A 23,750-nucleotide genomic window follows, 5' to 3' on the forward strand; every position below is an offset into this window, starting at 1 on the left:
CGATTCTGGGCAAACTTAAGTCGGTGAAAGGCTTAAAAAGAAGCGTGACAACCAGCCTATTCCGTGCGCTTGGTCGGTTGCGCCCCGGCCGCGCTGCTCGATGCGCACATTGGCCACCGCCGCCGAGGACACGCTATTGCCCTGCTGGATGGCGCGCGGGTCGACCTGGCCGGAAAAACGCAGCACGTCGACGTTGTTGTTGACGCCGATCTGCTTCTCGCCGGTGATCATCAGGTGGCCGTTGGGCAGCACGCCGGTGACCACGGCCGTGATGCTGCCGCTGAATTCATTGGTGTTCTGGTTGCTGCCCTTGCCGGCCGAGGTGTTGGCCGAGCTGGCACCGACGGTGGCGCGGCCCAGCGAGCCGGGGTTGATCGCGGGCAGGGCGGTGATGGCGCCCGTCAGGCTGCCGCTCTTGTCCAGCGCGCTGCTGGAGCTCTGGCTGGCGCTGATGCGCTCGACGATCTGTATCGTGACCGTGTCGCCGACCAGGCGGGCGCGGTGGTCCTCGAACAGCGGTCGGTAGCTGGCCGACTGGTAGATCGCGCCATTGGCCGCCGCAGCGGGCGGCAGCAGCGGCAGCTGCACCACCGGGGTGCTTTGCAGCTCGACGCGCGGCTGTTGCAGGCTGGCGCAGCCGCCCAGCAGCAGGGCGATGGCCAGGGAAGAGATCGGCGAGATCAATGGCATGCGCATGGTGGATCTCCCGGGCCTTAGATCTGGGTGAGCTTTTGCAGCATCTGATCCGAGGTCTGCACCGCCTTGGAGTTCAGCTCGTAGGCGCGCTGGGTCTGGATCATCTGCACCAGCTCCTCCACCACATTGACGTTGGAGGTCTCGACAAAACCCTGCTGCAGCGCGCCCAGGCCGTTGGCATTGGGGGCGCCGGCATTGGGCGTGCCGGAGGAGGCGGTTTCGGCGAACAGGTTCTGGCCCTTGGGGTCCAGGCCGGCCGGATTGACGAAATTGGCCACCTGGATCTGCCCCAGGGTTTGCGGCTGCGGATTGCCCGGCACCGTGACGCTGACGGTGCCGTCCTGGCCGATCGTCAGGGTCTGGGCGTTGTTGGGCACGGTGATGCCGGGCAGCACCGTGTAGCCGTTGTTGGTGACGATCTGACCGTTGGCGTCGAGCTGGAAGCTGCCGTCGCGGGTGTAGTTGGTCGTGCCGTCGGGCATCTGGATCTGGAAGAAGCCATTGCCCTTGATCGCCAGGTCCAGGTTGTTGCTGGTCTGCTGCAGATTGCCCTGGCTGAAGTTGCGCGAGGTGGCCACCGGGCGCACGCCCAGGCCCACCTGCAGGCCGGTCGGCAGCACGGTCTGCTCGGTGGTGTTGGCACCGGTCTGGCGCAGGTTCTGATAGATCAGATCCTCGAACACCGCATGCGAGCGCTTGAAGCCGTTGGTGGCGACGTTGGAGAGGTTGTGCGAGATGGTGTCCAGCTGCATTTGCTGGGCTTCCATCCCGGTCTTGGCAATCCAGAGTGAGCGGATCATGGCGCGCGTCCTTATTGAGTCGTGCCAAGCAGCTTGGCGGATTGCTGGCCCTGGGTCTGGGCGATCTGCAGGAGCTTCATCTGCTGCTCGAACTGGCGGGCCGCAGCGATCATGCTGACCATGGTCTCGACCGGGCTGACATTGCTGCCTTCCAGCGCGCCGTCCTGCAGCCGGGCATTCGGGTCGGCCGGCAGGTCGCCATCGGCGGCGCGGAACAGGCCGTCGCTGCCGCGCGTCAGCGGTGCCTCGGGCGTGACCAGCTTGAGCCGGCCGATATTGATCGGGTTGCCGGTCGGCAGCTTGGCGGTGACGGTGCCGTCGCCGCCGATCTGCACGCCGCTGTCCGGCGGCACCGTGATGGGCCCGCCGTCGCCGAGCACCTGCAGGCCGTTGCGCAGCACCAGCAGGCCTTCGGCATTGACATCGATGGCACCGGCCCGGGTGTAGGCCTCGGTGCCGTCCAGGCCCTGCACGGCGAGCCAGGCATTGCCTTGCATCGCCACGTCCAGATTGCGGCCGGTGGTGTTGATGACGCCGGGCTGGTCGCTGTGGCCTATCGTGGTTTCCAGTGCGTAGGCGCGGGTGCTGGCGCCGTCGCCGCGCACCGGCACGGCCCGGAAGGCCTGCAGCTCGGCGCGAAAGCCATTGGTCGAGACATTGGCCAGATTGTTGGCCAGCACATCCTGGCGCTGCATCGACGCCTTCGCGCCGGCCATCGACAGGTAAATCATGCGGTCCATGGTCTGGCCTCAGTCGGGGGCTAGTCGGGGATTAGCGCAGGTTCACCAGGGTCTGCAGCACCTGGTCCTGGGTCTTGATGGTCTGGGCATTGGCCTGGTAGGTGCGCTGCGCGGTCACCATATTCACCAGCTCGGCGGTCAGGTCCACATTCGACTCTTCCAGTGCGCCGGGCTGCAGCGCGCCCATATTGCCGTCGCCGGGCGTGCCCACCACCGGGTCGCCCGAGGTGTTGGTGCGGGCCCAGATATTGCCGCCCAGCGGCTGCAGGCCCTGCATATTGCGGAAGTTGGCCAGCTCCAGCTGGCCGGCCGGCTTGGATTCGCCGTTCGAGTAGCGGGCGGTGACGACGCCGGTTTCCTCGACCACGATGCCGGTCAGCTGGCCCGGCGCATAGCCGTCCTGGGTCAGATCGGTGACGGCGAAGCTGGAGCCGTTCTCGGTGGCGCCCAGCACATCGAAGCGGATCGCCGGACCGGCGGGGTCGAAGGGGATGGGCAGGGTCGGCGCGCCGGCCGAGTTGGTGCCGGCCGGAATGCGCAGATCCAGCAGGGTGCCGGGTGGCGGGAACACCGGGCTGCCGCCGGTCGGCGGGAAGGTCAGCTGGGTGTAGGGCAGCGGCGGCTCGTTCTTGTTGGGCGCGGTGATGTCGGAGCCGTCGGCGGCGACGCTGACCGGCTCGCCATTGGCCGTCACATAGACGTTCCAGACCGTGTTGCCGCTGGCATCGGGGTTGTGGGCGCGCTGGTAGTACAGCGTCACCGCGACCGGCTGGCCCTTCTGGTCATAGACGGTCAGCGAGGTGGCGTTGTTGTAGGTGGTCGGGTCCTTGAGCTTGACGCCCAGGCCGTCGACCTTGGAGTTCGGGTCGGCCGGGTCGGACAGGGTGTAGGGCGCGGTCGGCTTGGCGCGCGAGTCCAGATTGAACTCCATCTTGATATTGGCCGTGGTCTGCGGCTCGATGCCCTTGGTGGGCAGCTGCAGCGGCTGGGCCAGGCCCGGCTGGATCACGCCGGTACCGTCGGCCGGGTAGCCGAGCAGCTTGAGCTTGTCGTTGTTGACGATGAAGCCTTCGCGGTCGACCTTGAACTGGCCGTTGCGGCTGTAGACCACCGGGCTCTTGCCGTCGCTGAGCTGGAAGAAGCCGCCACCGTTGATTGCCAGGTCCATCGGGTTCTCGGTGATCGAGATATTGCCCTGGGTGAACTGCTGGGCCACGGCCGCCAGCTGCACGCCGATGCCCACATTGTTGGCGCCGGCACCGTTCAGCGCGGTGGCATACATATCGGAGAACTCGGCCCGCGAGGACTTGGTGCCATAGGTGTTGGCATTGGCGATGTTGTTGCCGATGACATCGAGGTTCTTGCTCGAGGCATTCAGACCGGAGAGACCTTGTTGGAAGCCCATGATGCTTTTCCTTGAAACTGTGCGGTATCGGTATCGGGAGGGCGGTCGTCAGTCGACCATCTTGATCAGGCTGTAGTCGACGATGCCCATGCCTTCGAGCTTGACCTGCAGCTTGGCGCCATTGGTGCTGACGGCGACCACCTTGTCGGTGGCGTAGGGCGTCGAGGCGACCTGGGCCGTGCCGCGGCTGGCGGTGATGCGGAAATTCAGGCTGTCGTAACCGACCGCCTTGTCGGCCGGCCAGGTGAATTTGTGCAGGCCCGCGCTCTGGGCGCCGAGCTCCACCGTGTCGACCACCAGGCCGGCCGGGCTCAGCACCTCGAGCTTGACCTTGTCGGCGGCGCCGGTCAGGTCGTAGGAGCCCTTGCCGGTGGCGACGCCATCGGCGCCCTTGCTGATCACCAGATTGTTGCTGGCCAGCGCCACATCGTGGCCGACCAGGGCCACCGATTGCAGCGCCTGCAGCTGGGTGAACTGCGAGGTCAGGCCCTGGATCGTGGTGTTCAGACCCTGCACGCCGGTGACCGTCTGGATCTGCGCCATCTGGCTGGTCACCTGCGCGTTGTCCATCGGGTTCATCGGGTCCTGGTTCTGCATTTGCGCGACCAGCAGCTTCAGGAAGCGGTCCTGGGTATCGGCCGCGTTCTTGGTGGCCGAGGCGGTGCCGCTGCCACCGTTGAGCTTGTTGAGCGTTGCGACGTCCATCAGGAGTCCTCCCGGCCCGGGCTCAGCCCTGGCCCAGTTGCAAGGTCTTGAGCAGCAGGCTCTTGGCCGTGCTCATCACCTCGATATTGTTTTGATAGGAACGCGAGGCCGAGATCATGTTGACCATCTCTTCCACCGTGTTGACGTTGCTGTAGGTCACATAGCCCTCGGCGTCGGCCTTGGGGTGTTTGGGGTCGTGCACGCGCCGGCCCTCGGTCTGGTCTTCGCTGATCTGGGCCACCCGCACGCCGGCGGCGCCGAGGTTCTCGCCGGCGCCCATCAGCGCGGTCTGGAACACCACCTGGCGCGCCTTGTAGGCCTGGCCGTCTGGGCCGGCCACGGTGTCGGCATTGGCCAGATTGCTGGCGACGATGTTGAGGCGCTGGCTTTGCGCGCTGACCGCGCTGCCGGAGACGCTGAAGATCTGGAACATCGACATGGGCTTCTCCTGTGGATCAGGCCGCGTTGTGCGACTTCATCGCGTCCATCGTGGTGCGCACGCTGCCATTGATGAAGCGCAGCGTGGCCTCGTACTTCACCGCGTTGTCGGCGAAGTTGGCGCGTTCGCGGTCCATGTCGACCGAGTTGCTGTCCAGATTGGTCTGGGCGGCGGTGGAATAGAGCTTGTTGCCGTCGGCGCGGGCGCCGGCCAGCGGCGCCATATGACTCTTGCTGGTGGTCGCCATCGCGCCGGGCACCGCGCTGGAGCCGGTCGCTTCGCGCAGCGCCCGCGCAAAGTCCATGTCCCGGGCCTGGTAGCCCGGGGTGTCGGCATTGGCGATATTGCTGGCGAGCTGGCGCTGGCGCTCCGACCGCAGGCTCAGGGCCTGGGTCTGGAAGTTCAGCGTGTCGGTCAGTCGGTTGATCATGATGGGGACCTCGGTGGCAGTCCGGGCAGTTGAGATGGATTGTGTTGGGCAGGTCGAAAAACATTAGCGGGAATAGAGCGGGCTTTGCTGCGCATTTCGACCCTCAGGAGTCGGCGGCGCGGGCCTACAGTCGCCCCATGCTCCAACAAGCCTGCCTTCCCGCTGCCCTCGTGGCCAGCCGCACCCGCGCCCTCGGCGCTGGGCTTGCGCTGTGCCTGGCCGCGACGGGTGGGGCGGCGCAGACGCCTTCCAGCCTGAGCCCCGAGCTGCTGAGCCGGGTCCAGGCGCTGGCGCTGGCCGGTGCCCAGGCCGGCGCGCCGCCCGAGGCGCGCATCGAGGTGCAGCTGGGCCAGCTCGACGCGCGGCTGCGGCTGGCGCCTTGCGCCCAGGTCCAGCCCTATCTGCCCAGCGGCATGAAGATGTGGGGGCGCAGCCGCATCGGCCTGCGCTGTGTCGATGGCCAGGCGCGCTGGAATGTCAGCCTACCGGTTCAGGTGCAGGTCTATGCCCGGGTGCTGGTGGCCACCACCGCCTTGCCGGCCGGCACGGTCTTGTCTCAAGCCCAGCTGCAAGCGGCCGACATTGATATAGCTGCCGAGTCCGGCCAGGTCTTCACCGACGCCAGCCTGCTCGACGGGCGCAGCCTGCAACGACCCCTGGTGGTCGGTGAGGCGGTGCGCAGCACGGATCTGAAACAGCGGCGCTGGTTTGCCGCCGGCGAGCGCGTGCAGGTGCTGGCCAGCGGTGCCGGTTATGCGATCGCCAGCGAAGGCCAGGCCATGGAGCCGGGCCTGGAAGGCCAGGATGTCAGGATCCGTTTCGAGAATGGCCGTACCGTGACCGGCCGCGCCGTCGGTGAGCGTCGTGTGGAGGTGCTGCTATGAGGCAGGCACAGGGGGGCGTTTGGCCCCGCAGTTTCGCGATAGTCCTAAAGTCCCGCCGGGAAGGGTCGATACACCGAAAAACCTGGACAGCTTCGGGCGATGCCCTGAGCTATGGAGAGCAGCATGAAAATCGGTAACAGCCCAGAAACGATGGCGCCAGTGACGGCCGGCACGGATAGGCCCGCCGCCGCTGACGCCGGCCGCGCCAAGACGGCCGAGGCCGCCGGCGGCAAGACGCCGGAAGCCAGCGCCAAGATCGCCTTGTCAAGCAATGCCAGCGCCTTGCTCGCCGGTGTGTCCGAGGAAGGCAGCTTCGACGCCGAGAAGGTCGGACGGATTTCCCAGGCCATCACCGAAGGCAAGTTCGGCATCAATGCCGAGGCGGTGGCCGACAAACTGATAGCCAATGCCCAGGAAATGCTGAGCCGAGTGGCGCCTCACTGAGCGGCGGCCGGCGCGAGCCGGCGCTGCTTGACTGTTTTTGCTGACCGAATATCAACGCCTTGCGGCGGGTACCGCTATGCACGCCTTGCCCACTTCTGAAATGACGAGCTTGCCAGACGCGGCCTTGGGCCAGGCGCTGGAGCAGCCCTTGCTGGCCGTCGAAGGCTGCCTGAATCTGCTGGGCGAGGCCTTGCTGCGGCGCGACAGCCAGGCGATCGAGCTGCATGCCAGCGCGCTGCACCAGGCCCTGGCCGAGGCGATCGCGATGTTCAGCGAAGCCGCCCGCAGCGGCCAGGTGCCGCCCAATCTGCGCCATCGTCTGGTGCAGGCCGGCGGCCGGGTCGCCGCGCAGCGCGAGTCGCTGGCACGCGCCACCGCCGCACTGGACCGTGCCATCGATGTGCTGATGCCGGGCGAGGCCAGTGGCCTGTACTCGGCCTTGGGCAAGAACGAGCGCAAGTCGCTGGGGGGCGGGTCCTACCAGGCCTGACCCGAGCTCATCCCAGCTGCCAAAGCCACCTCAAGAGGTGGCTTTCTTGCGTACGCATTCCAGATAGGCATGGCCATCGGGCGGCAGGCCGCTGCGCTGCGAGGCCCAGATCATCTCGCCCAGGCAGTCCATCGCGGCATGCTGGGCCTCGTGCATCGATTGGCGCTTGGCCGCCAGCAGCGCGATGGCCTGACAGATGCCGGTGGGCTGGTCGATCGACTGCTGCTCGGTGATGGTCAGGTGCATCGAGAGATGCAAAAAAGGGTTGGTCCTACCTTCTTCCACCGTGTAGACGGTGTTGACGGCGGTTTCCTCGTCCGCCAGCTCGGCGTGGTACTCGGGATGCTCGTCAATCCACTGCGCGGCAATGGCTTCCATCGGGATCAGCGGCGCACCGTCGCGCAGCTTGCGGTAGGTGGCGCAGAAAAAGCGGCGCACCTCGATTTGGGAGGGGGCAAACATCGCGCTATTGTCGCTGTTCACCCGCATTGCGGTGCGCGGCGCGGCGCGGCTACGATGGTTTCCCCGTGATTGCTCAGGAGACTTCATGCCCGTGATCCTGGTCGCCAACCCCAAGGGGGGCGTCGGAAAAAGCACACTGGCCAGCAATATTGCCGGCTACTACGCCCGCCAAGGGCATGCGGTGATGCTGGGCGATGTCGACAGCCAGCAGTCGGCGCGCCAGTGGCTGGCGCTGCGAGCGGCGCAGCTGCCGCTCATCCAGAGCTGGGATGTCGAAGCCAAGGGCCTGCTGAAGCCGCCCAAGGGCGTCAGCCATGTGGTGCTGGACACGCCGGCCGGCCTGCATGGCAAGAAGCTCGCTTCGCTCTACGCTTTGGCCGACAAGCTGCTGATTCCGCTGCAACCCAGCCTTTTTGACATCCAGGCGACATACGGATTCCTGCAGACCCTGCAAGATCTGCGCGCGCAGTCGGGCGGCAAGAGCCCGCAGCTGGCCTTGGTGGGCATGCGCGCGCGCGAGGGCACGCTGTCGGCCCAGCAACTGCAGCAGTTTGTGCAGGGGCTGGCGCTGCCGGTGCTGGGCATGCTGCGCGACACCCAGAACTATGTGCAACTGGCGGCCCGCGGTCTGACCCTGTGGGACGTCGCTCCCAGCCGGGTCGAGCGCGATCTGGCGCAATGGCAGGCGCTGGGAGACTGGCTGGACCACTAGACGATGCGGACTTTCGAACGCCTGGCCGATCTGGCCGGCCTGCAGGGGCAGGAAATCGGCCTGAGCGACTGGATCGAGGTCGACCAGGCCCGGATCCAGCGCTTTGCCGATGCCACCGACGACCAGCAATGGATACATACCGACCCCGCCCGGGCGGCGGCCGGGCCGTTCGGCGCGCCCATCGCCCATGGTTTCCTGACGCTGAGCCTGCTGCCGGCCTTTTTCGACAGCGGCTTTCGCGTGGCAGACAGCCGCATGGGCATCAACTACGGCCTTAACAAAGTGCGTTTTCCGGCGCCGGTGCCGGTGGGCAGCCGCTTGCGGGCGCGTTTCACGCTGCTGTCCTACGAGCCCATCGAGGGCGGGGCCCAGCTGGCGGTGCAGGTCAGCGTCGAAGGCGAGGGCTTGGCCAAGCCGGTCTGCGTGGCGGAGTCGCTGACGCGACGCTACCGCTGATTTGTCCGCATTGCGAACTGGCGTGACAACGATATCCCCCATGAGGGTTGTGCCCAAGCCCAAGGCACTTGCCTATGATCCAGCCCCAACACCATGCATACCGCTAAGCATTTCGCCAAGTTTGAGGCATCGAGAAGAAAGGGCCGAGCATGAAAGTACTGCTCATTGATGATCACCCGCTGATCCTGTCGGCCCTGCAGACCGTCATCGAAGGTTTGGGTGACGATGTCCAGGTGGTCGGCGCCGACAGCGCCGCCGCTGCCCGGCTGACCCTGAAACAGCAGGATGATTTCGATCTGGTGCTGCTGGACCTGCAACTGGGCGACGCCAGCGGCTTCGATCTGCTGGAAGAGTTCCGCGCCGCCTACCCGGCCCTGCCGGTGGTGGTGATCTCGGCCTCGGACCGCGCCAGCGATGTGATCCGCTCGATCGACCAGGGCGCGATGGGCTTTGTGCCCAAGCGCAGCAGTACCGAGATGCTGTCGCAGGCGCTGCGTCTGGTGATGTCGGGTGGCATCTATGTGCCGCCGATGAGCCTGGGCAATGAGATGTCCTCCGCCCCCGAGCCGGCACCGGCCCAGCAGCGCATGCAGCAGATCCAGCAGGCCGCCAGCGAGTCGGCCTACCAGACCACCGGCGGGCTCGAAGGCCTGTCGCTGACGCCGCGCCAGACCGATGTGCTGGCCCTGCTGCTGCAAGGCAAGCCCAACAAGATCATCGCCCGCGAGCTGGGCGTCTCGGTCGAGACGATCAAGGACCATGTGGCCGCCGTGCTGAAGGCCTTGGGGGTCAGCTCACGCACCCAGGCGGTGCTGGCGGTGGGGCAGATGATGCAGCGCCAGCCCGAGGCGCACTTTTCAACCTGGCGCGCCGCTCAGGCCTGATCGGTCTCGAACAGCGGCTCGGGCAGCGGCTCGGCCACACTCGGTGAGTAGGCCAGGCGCACATAGATGGGCGCGAAGGCCTCGGCCTGCGTGATCTCCAGCAGGCGCTCGCGTGCCAGTTCCAGCAGCGCGATAAAGGTCACGACCAGCACCTGCGGCCCGCGGCTGACTTCGAACAGCTGCTCGAACTCGACGAAGCGCTGGCCCTGCAGCCGGCGCAGCACGATGCTCATATGCTCGCGCACCGACAGCTGTTCGCGGGTGATGCGGTGGTGCTGGTTCAGCTTCGCGCGCTTGAGGATGTCCAGCCAGGCCTCGCGCAGATCATTGGGCTCGACATCGGGAAAGCGCGGCTGTAGCGACTGCTCGATATGCACCTGCGCACGCAGGAAGTCGCGCCCCAGCACCGGCAGCGCGTCCAGCTGGGCGGCGGCCAGCTTGATGCGCTCGTACTCCAGCAGGCGCCGCACCAGTTCGGCGCGCGGGTCTTCAGGCTCGGCGCCGTCCTCGGTCTTCTTGGGCGGCAAGAGCATGCGCGACTTGATCTCGATCAGCATCGCCGCCATCAGCAGATATTCGCTGGCCAGCTCCAGATTGCTCTTGCGCAGCTGGTCGACATAGCTGAGGTACTGGCGCGTCACATCGGCCAGCGGGATGTCGAGGATGTTGAAGTTCTGTCGCCTGATCAGGTAGAGCAGCAGGTCCAGCGGACCCTGGAAGGCCTCGAGAAATACCTCCAGCGCATCCGGCGGGATGTAGAGGTCCAGCGGCATCTGGAACAACGGCTCGCCGTAGAGGCGGGCCACGGCGACGCCGTCCACCGTCAGCGGCGTCGCGGCGGCGGCCGGCTCGGCCGGCAGGGGGGGCAGCGGCGTGTCGCTCAAGCCGGCGCTCCTGGACGGGCGGGGTTTCAGTCGCCCTTGGTCTGGTAGACGTAAGGCTGCTGGGCGATCTTGGCGGCGCGGAAATCGGCCTGGGCCTGGCGGTCCACCGGCTTGTCCCACAGCAGGGCACGGCCGGCGCGCTGTTCTTGTTCCAGCGTCGGCTTCTTGGCCTTCAGCTCATCGATGAAGCTGCTGACTTCGGACTTGTAAGGCTTCCAGAACAGGGGCATGGCGGGGCGCTATCGGCTGCAAAAAAGGTGATTTTACAGGCCCGCTTGCCGGCAGGCGCCGCGCCAGGCGGTCAAATCGGCATGAATGCCGTCCGGCCCCAGCGCCTCGGCCAGCCCGCCGCGTGCAATCAGGCTGGCCGGCTGCTCGTTGAGACCGCACAGCACCAGGCGTTGGCCCTGCCGTGCCAGTGTGCGCTGCAGCTGGACCAGCGCGTCCAGCCCCGAGGTGTCGATCGAGATCAGCTGATGCAGGTCCAGCACCAGGGTGTGGCAGCCGGCCGGCAGGGACTCGGCCAGGCCCTCGACCTTGCCGACCGCGCCGAAGAACAGCGCGCCATAGACCCGCATCAGCTGGGTGCCGGCGATCTCGCTGCTCAGCCGCTCGACGCGAAACAGCGTGCTCATCCGGTAGATGAAGAACAGGCAGGCCAGCACCAGGCCGACCTCGACCGCCACCGTCAGATCGAACACCACGGTCAGCACAAAGGTGCCGAGCAGAATGGTGCGGTAGGGCAGGCTGAAGCGGCGCAGCCGCGCGAACTCATGCCACTCGCCCATATTCCAGGCCACCACCAGCAGGATGCCGGCCAGCGCCGCCAGCGGCACGTATTCGGCCAGCGGCGCGGCCAGCAGCACGATCAGCAGCAGGGTGGCGGCATGCACCATGCCGGAGACCGGGCTGTTGCCGCCGGCACGCACATTGGTGACGGTGCGGGCGATCGTGCCGGTGGCCGGGATGCCGCCGAAAAAGGGCACGACCATATTGGCCACACCCTGGGCCATCAGCTCCTGGTTCGGGTCGTGGCGGGGCAATGCCGTCATATTGTCGGCCACCCGGGCGCACAGCAGCGACTCGATCGCGCCGAGCAGGGCGATCGTCACGGTGGGGATGAAGAGCTGCTTGGCACTGCTCCAGCTGAACTCGGGCAGGGCAAAGCCGGGCAGGCTTTGCGGGATGCCGCCAAAGCGGCTGCCTATGGTCTCCAGCGGCAGGCTCAGGCCCTGGGCCAGCAGCGTCGCGCCGACCAGCGCGATCACCGTGCCCGGCAGCTGGGCCATCATCCGGTACAGGCGCTGGCGCCAGGGGCCATGGCCGCGCTGCATCTGGTAGGTCTTGGGCCACAGCAGCACCACGCCCATGCAGCCCAGGCCCAGCAGCAGGGCCCAGGGGTTGAAGCTGTGCAGATGGCGGCTCATCGTGTCGAGCTGGCCGAAGAGGTCGGCCGGCATCTGCGCGATGTCCAGCCCCAGCAGATCCTTCAGCTGCGACAGCGCGATCAGCACCGCGATGCCGTTGGTGAAGCCGATCACGATGGACACCGGGATGTAGCGCACCAACGCGCCCAGGCGCAGCAGGCCCATCAGCACCAGCAGGCCGCCGGCCAGCACGGTGGCGATCAGCAGATTGGCCAGGCCGTAGCGCTGCACGATGCCGTAGACGATCACGATAAAGGCGCCGGCCGGCCCGCCGATCTGCACATTCGAGCCGCCCAGGGCCGAGATCAGAAAGCCCGCGATGATGGCGGTGACCAGGCCCTGCTCGGGCTTGACGCCCGAGGCGATCGCGAAGGCAATGGCCAGCGGCAGCGCGACGATGCCTACCGTGATGCCGGCGCCGAGGTCGGCGATGAAGCGCTGGCGGCTGTAGGCGCGCAGCGCGCTCAGTGCGCGCGGGTGAAAGCGGTGCAGCGGCGGCATCGTGTGATGTCGGCCGCCCGTGGTTCAGCGCACCCGCATGCCGGGTTGGGCGCCGGGGAAGGGCTCCAGCACAAAGATGCCGGGGTGGGCCTTCTCGTCGGCGTGGCTGGCGGCCAGCACCATGCCTTCGCTGATGCCGAACTTCATCTTGCGCGGGGCCAGGTTGGCGACCATCACGGTCAGCTTGCCTTCGAGGTCTTCCGGCTTGTAAGCGCTCTTGATGCCGGAGAAGACATTGCGCAGGCGACCCTCGCCGACGTCCAGCGTCAGGCGCAAGAGCTTGTCCGAACCCTCGACATGCTCGGCCTTGACGATCTTGGCGATGCGCAGATCGACCTTGGTGAAATCGTCGATCTTGATCTCGGGGGCCAGGTCCTCGCCACCGGGCACGACCTTGGGGGCGGCGGGGGGCTCGAACAGGGCTTCCAGCAGCTTGGGGTCGACACGCTGCATCAGATGTTCGTAAGTGCCGATCTGGTGGGCACCGAGTGCGCGGGCACTGTCGGCGAACTGCATCGGCTCGACCTTCAGGAAGGCCTCGACCTTGGCGGCCAGCGCCGGCAGCACCGGCTTCAGATAGATGGTCAGCAGACGGAAGGCTTCGATGCAGACGCTGCAGACATCCTGCAGCACCGCGTCGGCGCCTTCCTTCTTGGCCAGCTCCCAGGGCTTGTTCTGGTCCACATACTCGTTGACCTTGTCGGCCAGCAGCATGATCTCGCGCAGCGCCTTGCCGAGCTCGCGCTCCTCGTAGAGCTCGGCGATGGTGTCGGCATGGGCGCGCAGCGTGTCCAGCAGCGCGCGGCCCTCGACGCCCAGGTCGGCCGAAAGCCGGCCGCCAAAGCGCTTGGCCAGGAAGCCGGCCGCGCGGCTGGCGATATTGATGTACTTGCCGACCAGATCGCTGTTGACGCGTGCAACGAAGTCCTCGGGGTTGAAGTCCACGTCCTCGACCTTGGCGTTGAGCTTGGCAGCCAGGTAGTAGCGCAGCCACTCGGCATTCATACCCAGGTTCAGGTACTTCAGCGGGTCCAGGCCGGTGCCGCGGCTCTTGCTCATCTTCTCGCCGTTGTTGACGGTCAGGAAGCCATGCACATAGACATGGTTGGGCGTCTTGCGGCCGCTGAAATGAAGCATCGCCGGCCAGAACAGCGTGTGGAAATAGGTGATGTCCTTGCCGATGAAATGGATCTGCTCCACCGACTCGTCGGCCATGAAGGCGTCGAAGTCGCGGCCCAGCTTGCCGAAGTAGTTCTTCAGCGAGGCCAGGTAGCCGATCGGCGCGTCCAGCCAGACATAGAAATACTTGCCCGGCGCATCGGGAATCTCGATGCCGAAGTAGGGCGCGTCGCGGCTGATGTCCCAGTCGCCGAGGCCGCCCTTGCCCTCCTCATCCTTGGTGAACCATTCCTTGATCTTGTTCAGCACCTCGCTTTGCAGCCGACCCGGGGTCTGGGTCCATTGCTCCAGGAACTCGATGCAGCGCGGATCGCTGAGCTTGAAGAAGTAGTGCTCCGAGCTCTTCATCACCGGCGTCGCGCCGGTCAGCACCGAGAACGGGTTCTTCAGCTCGGTGGGCGTGTAGACCGCGCCGCAGACCTCGCAGGAGTCGCCGTACTGGTCCTTGGCGCCGCACTTCGGGCACTCACCCTTGATGAAACGGTCGGGCAGGAACATCGCCTTCTCGGGGTCGAAGAACTGCTCGATGGTCTTCACCGAGATCAGCTCATTGGCACGCAAGGCCTTGTAGATTTCCTTGGAGAGCTCGTGGTTCTCCGCGCCATCGGTCGAGTGCCAGTTGTCGAAGCTGATGTGGAAGCCGTCCAGATAGGTCTTGCGGCCGGCCGCGATGTCGGCCACGAACTGCTGCGGCGTCTTGCCGGCCTTCTCGGCGGCAATCATGATGGGCGCACCATGGGCGTCGTCCGCGCCGACGAAATGCACCTCCTGCCCGCGCATGCGCTGGAAGCGCACCCAGATATCGGCCTGGGTGTATTCCATGATGTGGCCAATATGGAAGTTGGCGTTCGCGTAGGGCAGGGCGGTGGTGACGAAGAGCTTGCGGGTCATGGCGGGCGAGTACGGGCAAAAACGGGCAGAGGGAAACAGGGCCGGCATCGCATGGCGACTGCCATGCGGGAGCGAGATTTTAGGTGCCGGCGCCGCGCGGCTGGGCGCGGCCTGCGGCCAGTACCAGGTCAGCCCTTGTTGGGCTCGGCGGCGGCCTCGCCGTCGGCCGGGGCTGCCGGGGCATCGGCGCCACCCGCATCGGGCTCATCCTGGCCGCCTTGAGCACCACTGCTGAGCTTGCGCTGGCGCTTTTCTTCGTTCTTGCGTTTCTTTGCCAGCTCGCGTTGCCGTTTTTCGTATGAGTAATTGGGTGTTGCCAAGGCCGACTCCTTCGGTGGCTTGCGACATGCAAGCCCAGTCGCCACTGTAACCGCAGCGCCGATCCCCATCGCGCCCGCCACGCTGAGGCTCGCGCCAGCCATGTGGATAACTTTGTGGGCAAGCGGGGCTGTTTTCGCTAAGTGCTTGAATTTGCTGGTGATGCCTGCTTGCTGCCGTGGCTTGCGGCGGCCCGGCATCGTATGCAAATCAAGGACTTGGCCCGGCTTGGCCGTGCTGCTCGCCGGCTTGCACTGCGACGCAGGCGGCTGTCACGCAGTCGCAACAATTGGGGATAAGTCAAGGGCCTGCCGATATTTTTCTTGTCCTCAGCAGGGGTTGCGGCCTTGGGCGTCGGACTGTCGCCTCGTATGCGCTTCGTTGACGATATATGACATGCCAGTTAGCACCAGAAGCTCAATTCGACATCAAAGATCACGCTTAAGGTCTTGATTTGTAAGGCTTGGTGAAGCTATCCACTTCTTCTGTGGATAACTTTGTGGAGAACATCGGTGCAGCGGCGCTAAACCCTTGATATGCCGCGCTTGCGCTTGGCTTGCCGATTTTTTGAGCAGGCGATACGGCTCTATATGAATCAACGGCTTAGCGCGCTTTCGGGGAAACGCGCAGATGCAGTGCAGCATGCGCGCCGGCATCCGGCAGCGACCCGCGAGGTGCTGGGTGTTTGGGGATAAGTCAAGCCCTGATGTTGAAATAGCTCATGCGCTGTCCACCGCTGATGTGGACAAGTTTGTGAACACCGCTTCGATAGCCGGGCTAAGTGCTTGATTTGCCTGTCTTGTTCTTGCTCTGCCTGCTTTTTGAGCAGGCTGCGGGTGTGCCCCGAAAGAGGCCTGCCTCGCCTCCCGCTAAAATCACCGCTTTTGCACAAGAGATAAGCCACTGCTCATGGTCCAGGCACTAGAGGGAAACAACAAAGCCGGCAAACCTGCGTCCAGGGCCCATGAGGTGTTTGAACTCAAGAGCGCGTCCCTGAGTCTTCTCACGTTGGTGCTGAAGACCGGCGATCTGACGCAGCTGTCGGCCGAGTTGCGCCAGCGTCTGGGCGGCACGCCCGAGGTGTTCAACCATGACCCGCTGCTGATCGATTTCTCGCCGCTGCCCCAGACCGAGCCCGGCAACGAGCCGGGTCAGGCCCAGCTGAGCCTGGACGCCGAGCCGGCGATCGATCTGCCCGCCCTGCTGGCCTTGCTGCGCGAGTACCGCATGCAACCGGTGGCCGTGGTGGGCGCCGGCCCGGGCCTGCTGGCGCGCGCGCTGGCTCTGGGACTGGCCGAGGCGCCGGAGCCCGAGCCGGTGGCGCCGCGCGCCGAAGCGCGGGTCGAGACCGTGGTGCAGGAAGTGGTGCGCGAGGTCGTGCACGAGGTGGTGCGCGAGGTGCCCGGCGACGCGGTCAAGACCCTGGTGATCGACAAGCCGCTGCGCTCCGGTCAGCAGGTCTATGCCAAGGGCGGCGATCTGGTCGTGCTGGCCCTGGTCAACCATGGCGCCGAGGTGATCGCCGACGGTCATATCCATGTCTATGCGCCGCTGCGCGGCAAGGCCATCGCCGGTGCGCGCGGCAACACCGACGCGCGCATCTTCGCCACCAGTATGGAGGCCGAGCTGATCGCGATCGCCGGCATCTACCGCACCACCGAGAACCCGCTGCCCGACACCGTGTTCGCCAAGCCGGCGCAGATCCGGCTGGAGGGCGAGAAGCTGGTGATGGAGCCGCTGAAGCTGTGATGGATGTTGAAAATCTTCCGGGCCAGGCAAGACCTGACCCTTTACTGAAAAGGACTTGAATCGATGAGCAAGATCGTCGTAGTGACTTCCGGCAAGGGTGGGGTCGGCAAGACCACCACCAGCGCCAGCTTTGCAACCGGCCTGGCCCTGCGCGGCTACAAGACGGTGGTGATCGACTTCGACGTGGGCCTGCGCAATCTCGACCTGATCATGGGTTGCGAGCGCCGCGTGGTCTATGACCTGATCAATGTCATCAATGACGAGATCAAGCTGAGCCAGGCCCTGATCAAGGACAAGCAGCTTGACAAGCTCTTCATCCTGGCCGCCTCGCAGACCCGCGACAAGGACGCGCTGAAGCAGGAGGGCGTCGAGCGCGTGCTCGAAGAGCTCAAGGCGATGGAGTTCGACTACATCATCTGCGACTCGCCGGCCGGCATCGAGACCGGCGCGCTGATGGCCATGCACTTCGCCGACGAGGCCCTGGTCGTGACCAATCCCGAGGTCTCCTCCGTGCGTGACTCCGACCGCATCCTGGGCATGCTCAACAGCAAGACCAAGCGCGCGATCGAGGGCAAGGAGCCGATCAAGGAGCATCTGCTGATCACGCGCTACAACCCCAGCCGGGTCGAGGGCGGCCAGATGCTGTCGCTGGAAGACATACACGAGATCCTGCGTACGCCGCTGATCGGCGTGATTCCCGAGTCCGAGGTGGTGCTGCAGGCCTCCAACCAGGGCCTGCCCGCCATCCATATGAAGGGCAGCGAGGTGGCCGAGGCCTATGCCGATGTGGTGGCGCGCTTCCTGGGCGAGGACAAGCCGATGCGCTTCATCGAGGCGGTCAAGCCCGGCTTCTTCAAACGCCTGTTCGGCAGCAAGTGAGGGAGGCCACGATGGGATTCCTGTCCTTCTTCCTCGGTGAGAAAAAGAACACCGCCAGCGTCGCCAAGGAGCGGCTGCAGCTGATCCTGGCGCATGAGCGCAACGGCCGCAGCACCAGCCCCGACTACCTGCCCCAGCTGCAGCGCGAGCTGGTCGCGGTGATCTCGAAGTACGTCTCCATCAACCCGGACGACATCAAGGTGCATATGGAGCGCGAGGGCAACTTCGAGGTGCTCGAAGTCAAGATCGAGCTGCCCGAGCCGAATCGAGCTTGAATCCAGGCCGCCGAAGCGGCATCAGGCCTGCCGGTGGCGGGCCTGCTCGCGCAGCATGAAGAGGTAGAGGCTCTCGACCTTGGCGCGCGCCCAGGGCGTCTTGCGCAGGAACTTCAGGCTGGAGGCCACGCTGGGATCGCTCTGGAAGCAGCGGATCGCGATGCGCTCACCGAGCTCCTGCCAGCCGAAATAGTCGGCCAGCGCGGTGACGATCATCTCCAGGGTCTTGCCTTGCAGCGGATCCTTGTTGGGCGCGTCACTCATGGTCGAATTGCTGCCAGTTCTTGCCCTTGAACTGGGCGTAGTAGATCTTGATCTTGCGCATATCGGCCTCGACATCGCCGCTCGGCGTGAATACCGGCCCGAGGCCGCTGAGCTTGCGCGGGTAGTCCATATAGGCCATCACGATGGGCACCTGGGCCTGGTGGGCGATCCAGTAGAAGCCGGTCTTCCAGTAGCGAGTCTTGCTGCGCGTGCCCTCGGGCGGCACGATCAGCTGCACCGGCCCGTCGGCCCGGCGCAGCGCCTCGGCCGAGGCCGCGACCAGATTGCTGGACTGCTCGCGGTTCACCGCGATACCGCCCAGCCAGCGCATCAGGCCACCGAACGGCCAGCGAAAAATCTGCTGCTTGCCCATCCAGTAGATGTTCAGGCGCAGCGCGAACGCCACCATCAGCGTGTAGGGTAGGTCCCAGTTGCTGGTGTGGGGGGCTGCGATCAGCACGCATTTGGGCTGCTCGGCCGGCAGCGCGCCGTCGAGTTTCCAGCCGCGCAGCCTCAGCCATGCCAGAGACAGGGCGCGCAGCGCGGTGTTGACGACAGGCGTGGTGAAGATCGTGCGGTGCATGAGGGGCCGTGATGCCGGCAAAGCCAGCGATTGTCCTATGCCTGTGCACTTTTATTGAGCAGCCTAGCGCAAAGCCTGTGAAATCAATCACTTGGCGCCGGCGTGCGCAGGCTGTGCACGGACTTGTCCACAGTTCACAGGGACAGTTCAGGCGCGCAGCCGGAAACTGGCCACCGCGTCCACCAGTTGCGCGGCCTGGTCCTTCAGGCTCTCGGCGGCCGAGGCCGACTGCTCGACCAGCGCGGCGTTCTGCTGCGTCATCTGGTCCAGCTGATGCACGGCCTGGCCGATCTCGGACAGGGTCAGGGCCTGGTTGGCACTGGAGCTGGAGATCTCGCCGATGATGTCGGTCACGCGCTTGACGCTGTCGACCACCTCGCGCATCGTGCTGCCGGTCTCACCGACCAGCCGGCTGCCGCCCTCGACCCGCTCGACCGAGGCCGAGATCAGGGTCTTGATCTCGCGCGCCGCCTGGGCGCTGCGCTGTGCCAGCGCGCGCACCTCGCTGGCCACCACCGCGAAGCCGCGGCCCTGCTCGCCGGCGCGGGCTGCTTCAACGGCCGCATTCAGCGCCAGGATATTGGTCTGGAAGGCGATGCCGTCGATCACGCCGATGATGTCGGCGATTTTGCTGGACGATTGCTGGATCTCGCTCATCGTGCTGATGACCTGCTCGACCATTGCGCCGCCGCGGCCGGCTACGTCCGAGGCTGTCTTGGCCAGGCCGTCGGCCTGGCGCGCTGCCTCGGCATTGAGCTTGACGCCTTCGCCCAGCTGGGCCATCGCCGCGCCGGTCTGCTCCAGGCTGCTGGCGGCCTGCTCGGTGCGGTTGGACAGGTCCAGATTGCCGCTGGCGATCTCGGTGGAGGCCAGCCGCACCTGCTCGGCCGCGCGGCGCACGCCGGTGATGGTCGTCGACAGGCTGCCCTGCATATGGAGTAGCGCGCCATTGAGCTCGGCCAGCTCGTCGCTGCCCTCGGCGCGCGTGGTCGCGGTCAGGTCGCCCTCGGCGATGGCCCGGGTCAGGCTCTGCGCCCGGGCCAGCGGTGCGGTCACCGAGCGGGTGATGGCCACCGCCACGCCCAGGCCCAGCAGCACGGCCAGCAGCATCAGGCCGGTCACCAGCTGGCGGGTGGTCTGGGCCTCGGCCTCGGCCTCGCGGCGCGCGGTCTGCAGCACCTCGCGGGTGTAGTCGGCATAGCTGTTGATGGCCGCCAGATAGGTCTCCATCGCCGGGATCAGCTCGGCCGCGACGCGGGCCTGGATGTTCTCGCCGGCCTTCTTCAGCTTCATCAGGTCCTCGCGCGAGGCCTGGTATTTCTTGCGCGTCTCGGCGATCACATCGGTCAGCCGGTCGGCCTCGGGCGTCTTGCTGATCTTGTCGAGCTCGGCCTGGACCTTGTCGATGCGCTCGGACACTTCCTTGGAGCGACGCGTCAGCGCCTTGACGAAGACCTCGTCATCGACCGCCATCGAGACGATGCGGCGCTGGATGCTGCCCTCGCTCATGCCGGCCCATTGACGCGACAGGTCCAGCGCCTGCATATCGACCTCGACCAGGCGCTCGATGCGCTGGTTCAGCATCGCGACCCGCACGATGCCGACGGTGGAGGCCACCATCATCAGCAAAATGACCAGGGCAAAGCCGGCCAGCACGCGGGTGCGCAGGCGCCAATTATTGAGTTTGAGCATGGGAGGGGCTGGGGCGGGGTTTGAATACCGCCATGCTGACCCAGCCGCCGCCGCTTCGATCGGCGGAACAAAGGGTTAACCAGAGGGTAGTCCGGCGCTACAGCGGGGCATCGAACAGATTGACGGTGGCCGGCGCCTCCAGCGTCAGCGCGCTGCGCGCGCATGCCACGCAGGGCAGGATCCAGCCTTCGGCCTTTTCCTCGCGGCTCAGTCCGGGCCACTCGATGCGGTAGTCGATCTGCCCGTCCAGCAAACGGGCGATGCAGGCCCGGCAGGTCCCGTTGCGGCAGGAATGGGGCATGCGCAGGCCCATCTCCAGCGCGGCCAGCAGCAGGGTTTGTTCGGGCGCGGCATCGAATTGCCAGCCCTGCGGCCGGATCTCGACCGGGAATGCAGCAGTCATGCTGGCATGATGCCTGCTCCCCGACCGTCAGAGCGCCATGAACGAAACCCCGAAGACCTTTTTTGCCACCGAAGCGCGCCGCCATGTGCTGCGCACCTTCGTCACTGGTTTCCTGACCGTGCTGCCGCTGCTGGCCACCTTGGCCCTGATCGGCTGGGTGGGATCAATGCTCTTGAGCTTCATCGGCCCGGACAGCTGGCTGGGCCACGGTATCGGCCTGCTGACCCTGGGCCTGATCGAGTCCCAGGGCATGGCTTATCTGCTGGGGCTGGCGCTGGCGATGGGTCTGATCTATCTGCTGGGCCTCTTGGTCGAGACCCAGTTGCAGCGCCGGCTGAAGACCGGTATCGAGGCGCTGATCGCGCGCATCCCGGTCATCAGCACGGTCTACGACCTGCTCAAGCGCATGATAGAGATGCTGTCCAAGCGCGATGAGGCCGGCGTGCGCTCGATGGCGCCGGTGTGGTGCCATTTCGGCGGCGTCAAGCCCGAGGGCGGGGCCCTGGTGCTGGGCCTGCTGTCCAATCCCGAGCCGGTGCTGATCGACGGCATCGCCTATGTCGCGGTGATCGTGCCGACCGCGCCGGTGCCGGTTGGCGGCGGCCTGCTGTTCCTGCCCACCGAGTGGGTGCGGCCGGCCGAGATCGGCATGGACGGGCTGACCAGCCTCTATGTCTCGATGGGGGTCACCAGCTCCGAGGTGCTGGGGGCGAAGGCGGCGGCCAAGCCCGTGGCCACGGTGGATGCCTGAGACAATACGGGGCTGTCTCCACAAGAGCCTCCCATGATGCAAGCCCAAGAATTCTTCGACGCGCTCAATCGCGACTACCTGCGGGTCCACAAGACCAAGGAAGACCTGTTCTGGTCCACCTATATGGCCACCAGCGAGGACCACGCCGGCTTCGCGGCCGCCGAAGCGCGTTACAAGGACTTCATCTCCGACCCGGCGCGGCTTGCCGCGACGCGCGCCCATCTGGCTGCCGTGCAGGCCGAGCCGGCCGGGCCCGCGCGCGACGCGCTGCTGCACGGGCTGCGGGGCTGGCTGGCGCTGTTCGAGGCCCATATCGTCGACAAGGCCGAGGGCCAGGCCTTGATGCGTGAGCTGATCGCGGCCGAGGCCGTGCTGTTCGCAAAGAAGAAAGAGCTCGCGCCCACCCATCTGAACGAGCGCGGCGAGCGCGAGGTGGCCACGCTGAGCATGCTGGCCACCAATATGGCCAGCAACCCCAGCGAGGCCGCGCGCCGCAGTTCCTACGAGGCCTATGGCGAGATCGAGCGCTGGGTGCTGGACCATGGCTTCCTGGATCTGGTGCGGCTGCGCAACCGCTTCGCGCGCGCGCTCGGCTTTGCCAACTACTTCGAGCTGAAGCTGCGCAAGAACGAGCGCATGACGCCGCCGGCCTTGTTCGAGATCCTCGACGACTTCGTCGCCCGCACCCAGGCCGCCAATGACCGGGCCCTGGCGGCCCTGGTCGCCGCGCATGGCGAAGCGGCGCTGCAGCCCTGGAATCTGCGCTACTTCAGCGGCGGCGATGTGCTGCGGCGCATGGACGAGTACATGCCCTTCGGCCCGGCGCTGCGCCGCTGGGTGCAGAGCTTCCGGCGCCTGGGCATCAGCTATCGTGGCGCCACGATGCAGCTGGACCTGCTGGCGCGCGAGGGCAAATACCAGAATGGCTTCTGCCATGGCCCGATCCCGACCTATGTCGACGAGGCGGGACGCTGGGTGGCCGGTCAGATCAATTTCACCGCCGAGGCCAAGCCCGACCAGGTCGGCAGCGGCCTGCGCGCGATCAACACCCTGTTCCACGAGGGCGGCCATGCCGCGCACTTTGCCAATGTGGTGCAGAACTCGCCCTGTTTCTCGCAGGAGTTCGCGCCCACCTCGATGGCCTATGCCGAGACACAGTCGATGTTCTGCGACAGCCTCTTGAACGATGCCGACTGGCTCAAGCGCTATGCCCACAATGCTGCCGGCGAGGCCATCCCCGATGCACTGATCCGCGAGCGCATCGCCAGCCAGCAGCCGATGCGGGCCTTCGACGAGCGCGCGATCGCCGTCGTGCCTTATTTCGAGGCCGCGCTCTATGCGATGGACGATGCCGCGCTGACGGCCGAGGCCGTGCTGGCGCTGGCCCGCGCCACCGAGCTGCGCATCCAGGGCGTGGCCGCCGGCCCGCGGCCGCTGCTGGCGATTCCGCATCTGCTGAACCAGGAATCGGCCGCCTCCTACCAGGGCTATCTGCTGGCCCATATGGCGGTCTACCAGACCCGCGCCCACTTCCTGCGCGAGCATGGCTATCTGGCCGACAACCCGGCCATCGGCCCGGCGCTGGCCGAGCACTACTGGGCGCCCGGCAACAGCATCGACCACGACGCCACGCTGCGCCGCCTGACCGGCGAGGGCTTCTCGGCCCGCTATCTGGCCGAGGCCTGCAACGAGTCGGTCGACGAGGCCTGGGCGCGGGCGCAGCAGGCCATGGCCGCGGCCAGCGCGCGCGGCGAACCCGCAGCCGGCTTGCCGGCACTGGACGCCACGATACGCATCGTCCACGGCGCCGAACTGCTGGCTGACAGCAGCGAGGGTGAGGACGCGATGTGCGAGCGCTTCGAGCGCTGGGTCGGCGAGCATTACGCGAGGCCCGCGCTGCAGTGAACCCGCCGTTGAAGTACCTGGCCGGCTACCCGGCCGAGCTGCAGGCCCAGGTGCAGGGCATGATAGCCGCCGGCAAGCTCGGCGAGTATCTGCAGCGCCGCTATGCCGACACGCACGAGGTGCGCAGCGACAAGGCCTTGTTCGACTACACCCAGGATTTGAAGCAGCGCTTCATGCGCAATGCCGAGCCGCTGAACAAGGTCTGCTATGACGCCAAGCTCAAGATCATCCAGCACGCGCTGGGCACCCATACCCGCGCGCAGAACGTGCAGGGCGCCAAGCTGAAGACGCGCCGCGAGATCCGCATCGCCACCTTGTTCCGCGAGGCCCCGGCCGATTTCCTGCGCATGATCGTCGTCCACGAACTGGCCCATATCAAGGAGCTGGAGCACAACAAGGCCTTCTATTCGCTGTGCCAGCATATGGAGCCGAACTACGGGCAGCTGGAGTTCGATCTGCGCTTGTGGCTGACGAATCAGGAGTTGGTCCAGTGATTCTTCTT

The 23,750-nt window shown here is 66.1% G+C and carries 29 protein-coding genes; 12 read left to right on the top strand and 17 right to left on the bottom strand.

What is annotated here, in order from left to right; translation table 11 throughout:
• Window positions 1–15: 15 nt before the first annotated feature.
• From ABGI63_RS22350 to flgB, 7 genes are read right to left on the bottom strand one after another with little or no spacing between them, the layout of a single operon-like run.
• Window positions 16–696, bottom strand: coding sequence for a flagellar basal body L-ring protein FlgH (locus ABGI63_RS22350; RefSeq protein WP_349744731.1), 681 nt, complete (start codon window positions 694–696; stop codon window positions 16–18).
• Between the two features lie 17 nt (window positions 697–713).
• A complete protein-coding gene (flgG, locus tag ABGI63_RS22355) occupies window positions 714–1,496 on the bottom strand; it encodes a flagellar basal-body rod protein FlgG (protein ID WP_349744732.1) in 783 nt (260 codons plus the stop codon).
• An 11-nt stretch (window positions 1,497–1,507) separates the two neighbouring features.
• Window positions 1,508–2,236 carry a flagellar basal-body rod protein FlgF gene (gene flgF, locus ABGI63_RS22360; RefSeq protein ID WP_349744734.1) on the bottom strand — a complete coding sequence of 243 codons (729 nt, stop codon included), beginning with the start codon at window positions 2,234–2,236 and terminating at the stop codon, window positions 1,508–1,510.
• 31 nt (window positions 2,237–2,267) lie between these two features.
• Window positions 2,268–3,641: a flagellar hook protein FlgE gene (gene flgE, locus ABGI63_RS22365; RefSeq protein ID WP_349744735.1), complete on the bottom strand. Its 1,374-nt coding sequence runs from the start codon at window positions 3,639–3,641 to the stop codon at window positions 2,268–2,270.
• Window positions 3,642–3,689: 48 nt separating this feature from the next.
• On the bottom strand, window positions 3,690–4,346 hold the full coding sequence (locus ABGI63_RS22370) for a flagellar hook assembly protein FlgD (RefSeq protein WP_349744736.1): 657 nt from the start codon (window positions 4,344–4,346) through the stop codon (window positions 3,690–3,692).
• A gap of 22 nt (window positions 4,347–4,368) precedes the next feature.
• Window positions 4,369–4,785, bottom strand: coding sequence for a flagellar basal body rod protein FlgC (gene flgC / locus ABGI63_RS22375; RefSeq protein WP_137943255.1), 417 nt, complete (start codon window positions 4,783–4,785; stop codon window positions 4,369–4,371).
• A 16-nt stretch (window positions 4,786–4,801) separates the two neighbouring features.
• Window positions 4,802–5,215, bottom strand: coding sequence for a flagellar basal body rod protein FlgB (gene flgB, locus ABGI63_RS22380; protein ID WP_349744737.1), 414 nt, complete (start codon window positions 5,213–5,215; stop codon window positions 4,802–4,804).
• Window positions 5,216–5,385: 170 nt separating this feature from the next.
• Here flgB and flgA point away from each other — a divergent pair, with 170 nt between their 5' ends.
• The 3 genes from flgA (at window position 5,386) to ABGI63_RS22395 (ending at window position 7,033) form a co-directional block, all read left to right on the top strand.
• Complete coding sequence (flgA, locus tag ABGI63_RS22385) at window positions 5,386–6,099, top strand: flagellar basal body P-ring formation chaperone FlgA (RefSeq protein ID WP_272646717.1); 714 nt, start codon at window positions 5,386–5,388, stop codon at window positions 6,097–6,099.
• A 111-nt stretch (window positions 6,100–6,210) separates the two neighbouring features.
• Complete coding sequence (gene flgM / locus ABGI63_RS22390; protein ID WP_349744738.1) at window positions 6,211–6,543, top strand: flagellar biosynthesis anti-sigma factor FlgM; 333 nt, start codon at window positions 6,211–6,213, stop codon at window positions 6,541–6,543.
• A gap of 100 nt (window positions 6,544–6,643) precedes the next feature.
• Window positions 6,644–7,033 (top strand): hypothetical protein, encoded by a 390-nt coding sequence (locus tag ABGI63_RS22395; protein ID WP_137943252.1) that lies wholly within the window; start codon window positions 6,644–6,646, stop codon window positions 7,031–7,033.
• Between the two features lie 30 nt (window positions 7,034–7,063).
• Here ABGI63_RS22395 and ABGI63_RS22400 read toward each other — a convergent pair whose 3' ends face one another.
• On the bottom strand, window positions 7,064–7,495 hold the full coding sequence (locus ABGI63_RS22400) for a DUF1841 family protein (RefSeq protein WP_349744739.1): 432 nt from the start codon (window positions 7,493–7,495) through the stop codon (window positions 7,064–7,066).
• Window positions 7,496–7,580: 85 nt separating this feature from the next.
• On the opposite strand from ABGI63_RS22400, the gene ABGI63_RS22405 reads away from it, so the two are divergent.
• From ABGI63_RS22405 to ABGI63_RS22415, 3 genes are all read left to right on the top strand, one after another.
• Complete coding sequence (locus tag ABGI63_RS22405) at window positions 7,581–8,207, top strand: ParA family protein (RefSeq protein ID WP_349744740.1); 627 nt, start codon at window positions 7,581–7,583, stop codon at window positions 8,205–8,207.
• 3 nt (window positions 8,208–8,210) lie between these two features.
• Window positions 8,211–8,663 carry a MaoC family dehydratase gene (locus ABGI63_RS22410; RefSeq protein WP_349744741.1) on the top strand — a complete coding sequence of 151 codons (453 nt, stop codon included), beginning with the start codon at window positions 8,211–8,213 and terminating at the stop codon, window positions 8,661–8,663.
• Window positions 8,664–8,812: 149 nt separating this feature from the next.
• Window positions 8,813–9,547: a response regulator gene (locus ABGI63_RS22415; RefSeq protein ID WP_349744742.1), complete on the top strand. Its 735-nt coding sequence runs from the start codon at window positions 8,813–8,815 to the stop codon at window positions 9,545–9,547.
• On the opposite strand, the gene ABGI63_RS22420 is transcribed toward ABGI63_RS22415, so the two are convergent.
• The 5 genes from ABGI63_RS22420 to ABGI63_RS22440 form a co-directional block, all read right to left on the bottom strand.
• Window positions 9,538–10,431 (bottom strand): segregation and condensation protein A, encoded by an 894-nt coding sequence (locus ABGI63_RS22420; protein WP_432767461.1) that lies wholly within the window; start codon window positions 10,429–10,431, stop codon window positions 9,538–9,540. The two genes, ABGI63_RS22415 and ABGI63_RS22420, sit on opposite strands and share 10 nt — an antisense overlap.
• 26 nt (window positions 10,432–10,457) lie before the next feature.
• Complete coding sequence (locus ABGI63_RS22425; protein WP_137943247.1) at window positions 10,458–10,661, bottom strand: DUF3460 family protein; 204 nt, start codon at window positions 10,659–10,661, stop codon at window positions 10,458–10,460.
• 33 nt (window positions 10,662–10,694) lie between these two features.
• Window positions 10,695–12,359 carry a SulP family inorganic anion transporter gene (locus ABGI63_RS22430; protein WP_349744743.1) on the bottom strand — a complete coding sequence of 555 codons (1,665 nt, stop codon included), beginning with the start codon at window positions 12,357–12,359 and terminating at the stop codon, window positions 10,695–10,697.
• Window positions 12,360–12,383: 24 nt separating this feature from the next.
• Entirely contained in the window at window positions 12,384–14,429 is a 2,046-nt protein-coding gene (gene metG, locus ABGI63_RS22435; RefSeq protein ID WP_349744744.1) for a methionine--tRNA ligase, read from the bottom strand.
• A 128-nt stretch (window positions 14,430–14,557) separates the two neighbouring features.
• Window positions 14,558–14,749 carry a hypothetical protein gene (locus ABGI63_RS22440; RefSeq protein ID WP_349744825.1) on the bottom strand — a complete coding sequence of 64 codons (192 nt, stop codon included), beginning with the start codon at window positions 14,747–14,749 and terminating at the stop codon, window positions 14,558–14,560.
• Window positions 14,750–15,656: 907 nt separating this feature from the next.
• Between ABGI63_RS22440 and minC the strand changes: the two genes are divergently transcribed.
• The 3 genes from minC (at window position 15,657) to minE (ending at window position 17,650) form a co-directional block, all read left to right on the top strand.
• Window positions 15,657–16,496 carry a septum site-determining protein MinC gene (gene minC / locus ABGI63_RS22445; RefSeq protein ID WP_349744745.1) on the top strand — a complete coding sequence of 280 codons (840 nt, stop codon included), beginning with the start codon at window positions 15,657–15,659 and terminating at the stop codon, window positions 16,494–16,496.
• Window positions 16,497–16,559: 63 nt separating this feature from the next.
• Window positions 16,560–17,375 carry a septum site-determining protein MinD gene (minD, locus tag ABGI63_RS22450; protein ID WP_137943243.1) on the top strand — a complete coding sequence of 272 codons (816 nt, stop codon included), beginning with the start codon at window positions 16,560–16,562 and terminating at the stop codon, window positions 17,373–17,375.
• 11 nt (window positions 17,376–17,386) lie between these two features.
• The gene (minE, locus tag ABGI63_RS22455) at window positions 17,387–17,650 is read left to right on the top strand and encodes a cell division topological specificity factor MinE (protein WP_137943242.1); all 264 of its coding nucleotides are present in this window, start codon (window positions 17,387–17,389) and stop codon (window positions 17,648–17,650) included.
• A gap of 21 nt (window positions 17,651–17,671) precedes the next feature.
• On the opposite strand, the gene ABGI63_RS22460 is transcribed toward minE, so the two are convergent.
• The 4 genes from ABGI63_RS22460 to ABGI63_RS22475 form a co-directional block, all read right to left on the bottom strand.
• On the bottom strand, window positions 17,672–17,914 hold the full coding sequence (locus ABGI63_RS22460) for a VF530 family protein (protein WP_137943241.1): 243 nt from the start codon (window positions 17,912–17,914) through the stop codon (window positions 17,672–17,674).
• The gene (locus tag ABGI63_RS22465; protein ID WP_349744747.1) at window positions 17,907–18,497 is read right to left on the bottom strand and encodes a lysophospholipid acyltransferase family protein; all 591 of its coding nucleotides are present in this window, start codon (window positions 18,495–18,497) and stop codon (window positions 17,907–17,909) included. The genes ABGI63_RS22460 and ABGI63_RS22465 overlap by 8 nt, the downstream gene beginning before the upstream one ends.
• A gap of 147 nt (window positions 18,498–18,644) precedes the next feature.
• The gene (locus ABGI63_RS22470) at window positions 18,645–20,189 is read right to left on the bottom strand and encodes a methyl-accepting chemotaxis protein (protein WP_349744748.1); all 1,545 of its coding nucleotides are present in this window, start codon (window positions 20,187–20,189) and stop codon (window positions 18,645–18,647) included.
• Between the two features lie 97 nt (window positions 20,190–20,286).
• Entirely contained in the window at window positions 20,287–20,592 is a 306-nt protein-coding gene (locus ABGI63_RS22475) for a 2Fe-2S iron-sulfur cluster-binding protein (protein WP_137943238.1), read from the bottom strand.
• 37 nt (window positions 20,593–20,629) lie between these two features.
• Here ABGI63_RS22475 and ABGI63_RS22480 point away from each other — a divergent pair, with 37 nt between their 5' ends.
• From ABGI63_RS22480 to ABGI63_RS22490, 3 genes are read left to right on the top strand one after another with little or no spacing between them, the layout of a single operon-like run.
• Entirely contained in the window at window positions 20,630–21,343 is a 714-nt protein-coding gene (locus tag ABGI63_RS22480; protein ID WP_349744750.1) for a DUF502 domain-containing protein, read from the top strand.
• 33 nt (window positions 21,344–21,376) lie between these two features.
• Window positions 21,377–23,248, top strand: coding sequence for a M3 family metallopeptidase (locus ABGI63_RS22485; RefSeq protein WP_349744752.1), 1,872 nt, complete (start codon window positions 21,377–21,379; stop codon window positions 23,246–23,248).
• Window positions 23,245–23,742, top strand: coding sequence for a M48 metallopeptidase family protein (locus tag ABGI63_RS22490; RefSeq protein WP_349744753.1), 498 nt, complete (start codon window positions 23,245–23,247; stop codon window positions 23,740–23,742). The genes ABGI63_RS22485 and ABGI63_RS22490 overlap by 4 nt, the downstream gene beginning before the upstream one ends.
• Window positions 23,743–23,750 lie beyond the last annotated feature (8 nt).

It is taken from the genome of Roseateles cavernae (genome assembly GCF_040187885.1).
Taxonomy (GTDB): Bacteria; Pseudomonadota; Gammaproteobacteria; order Burkholderiales; family Burkholderiaceae_C; genus Roseateles_E; species Roseateles_E cavernae.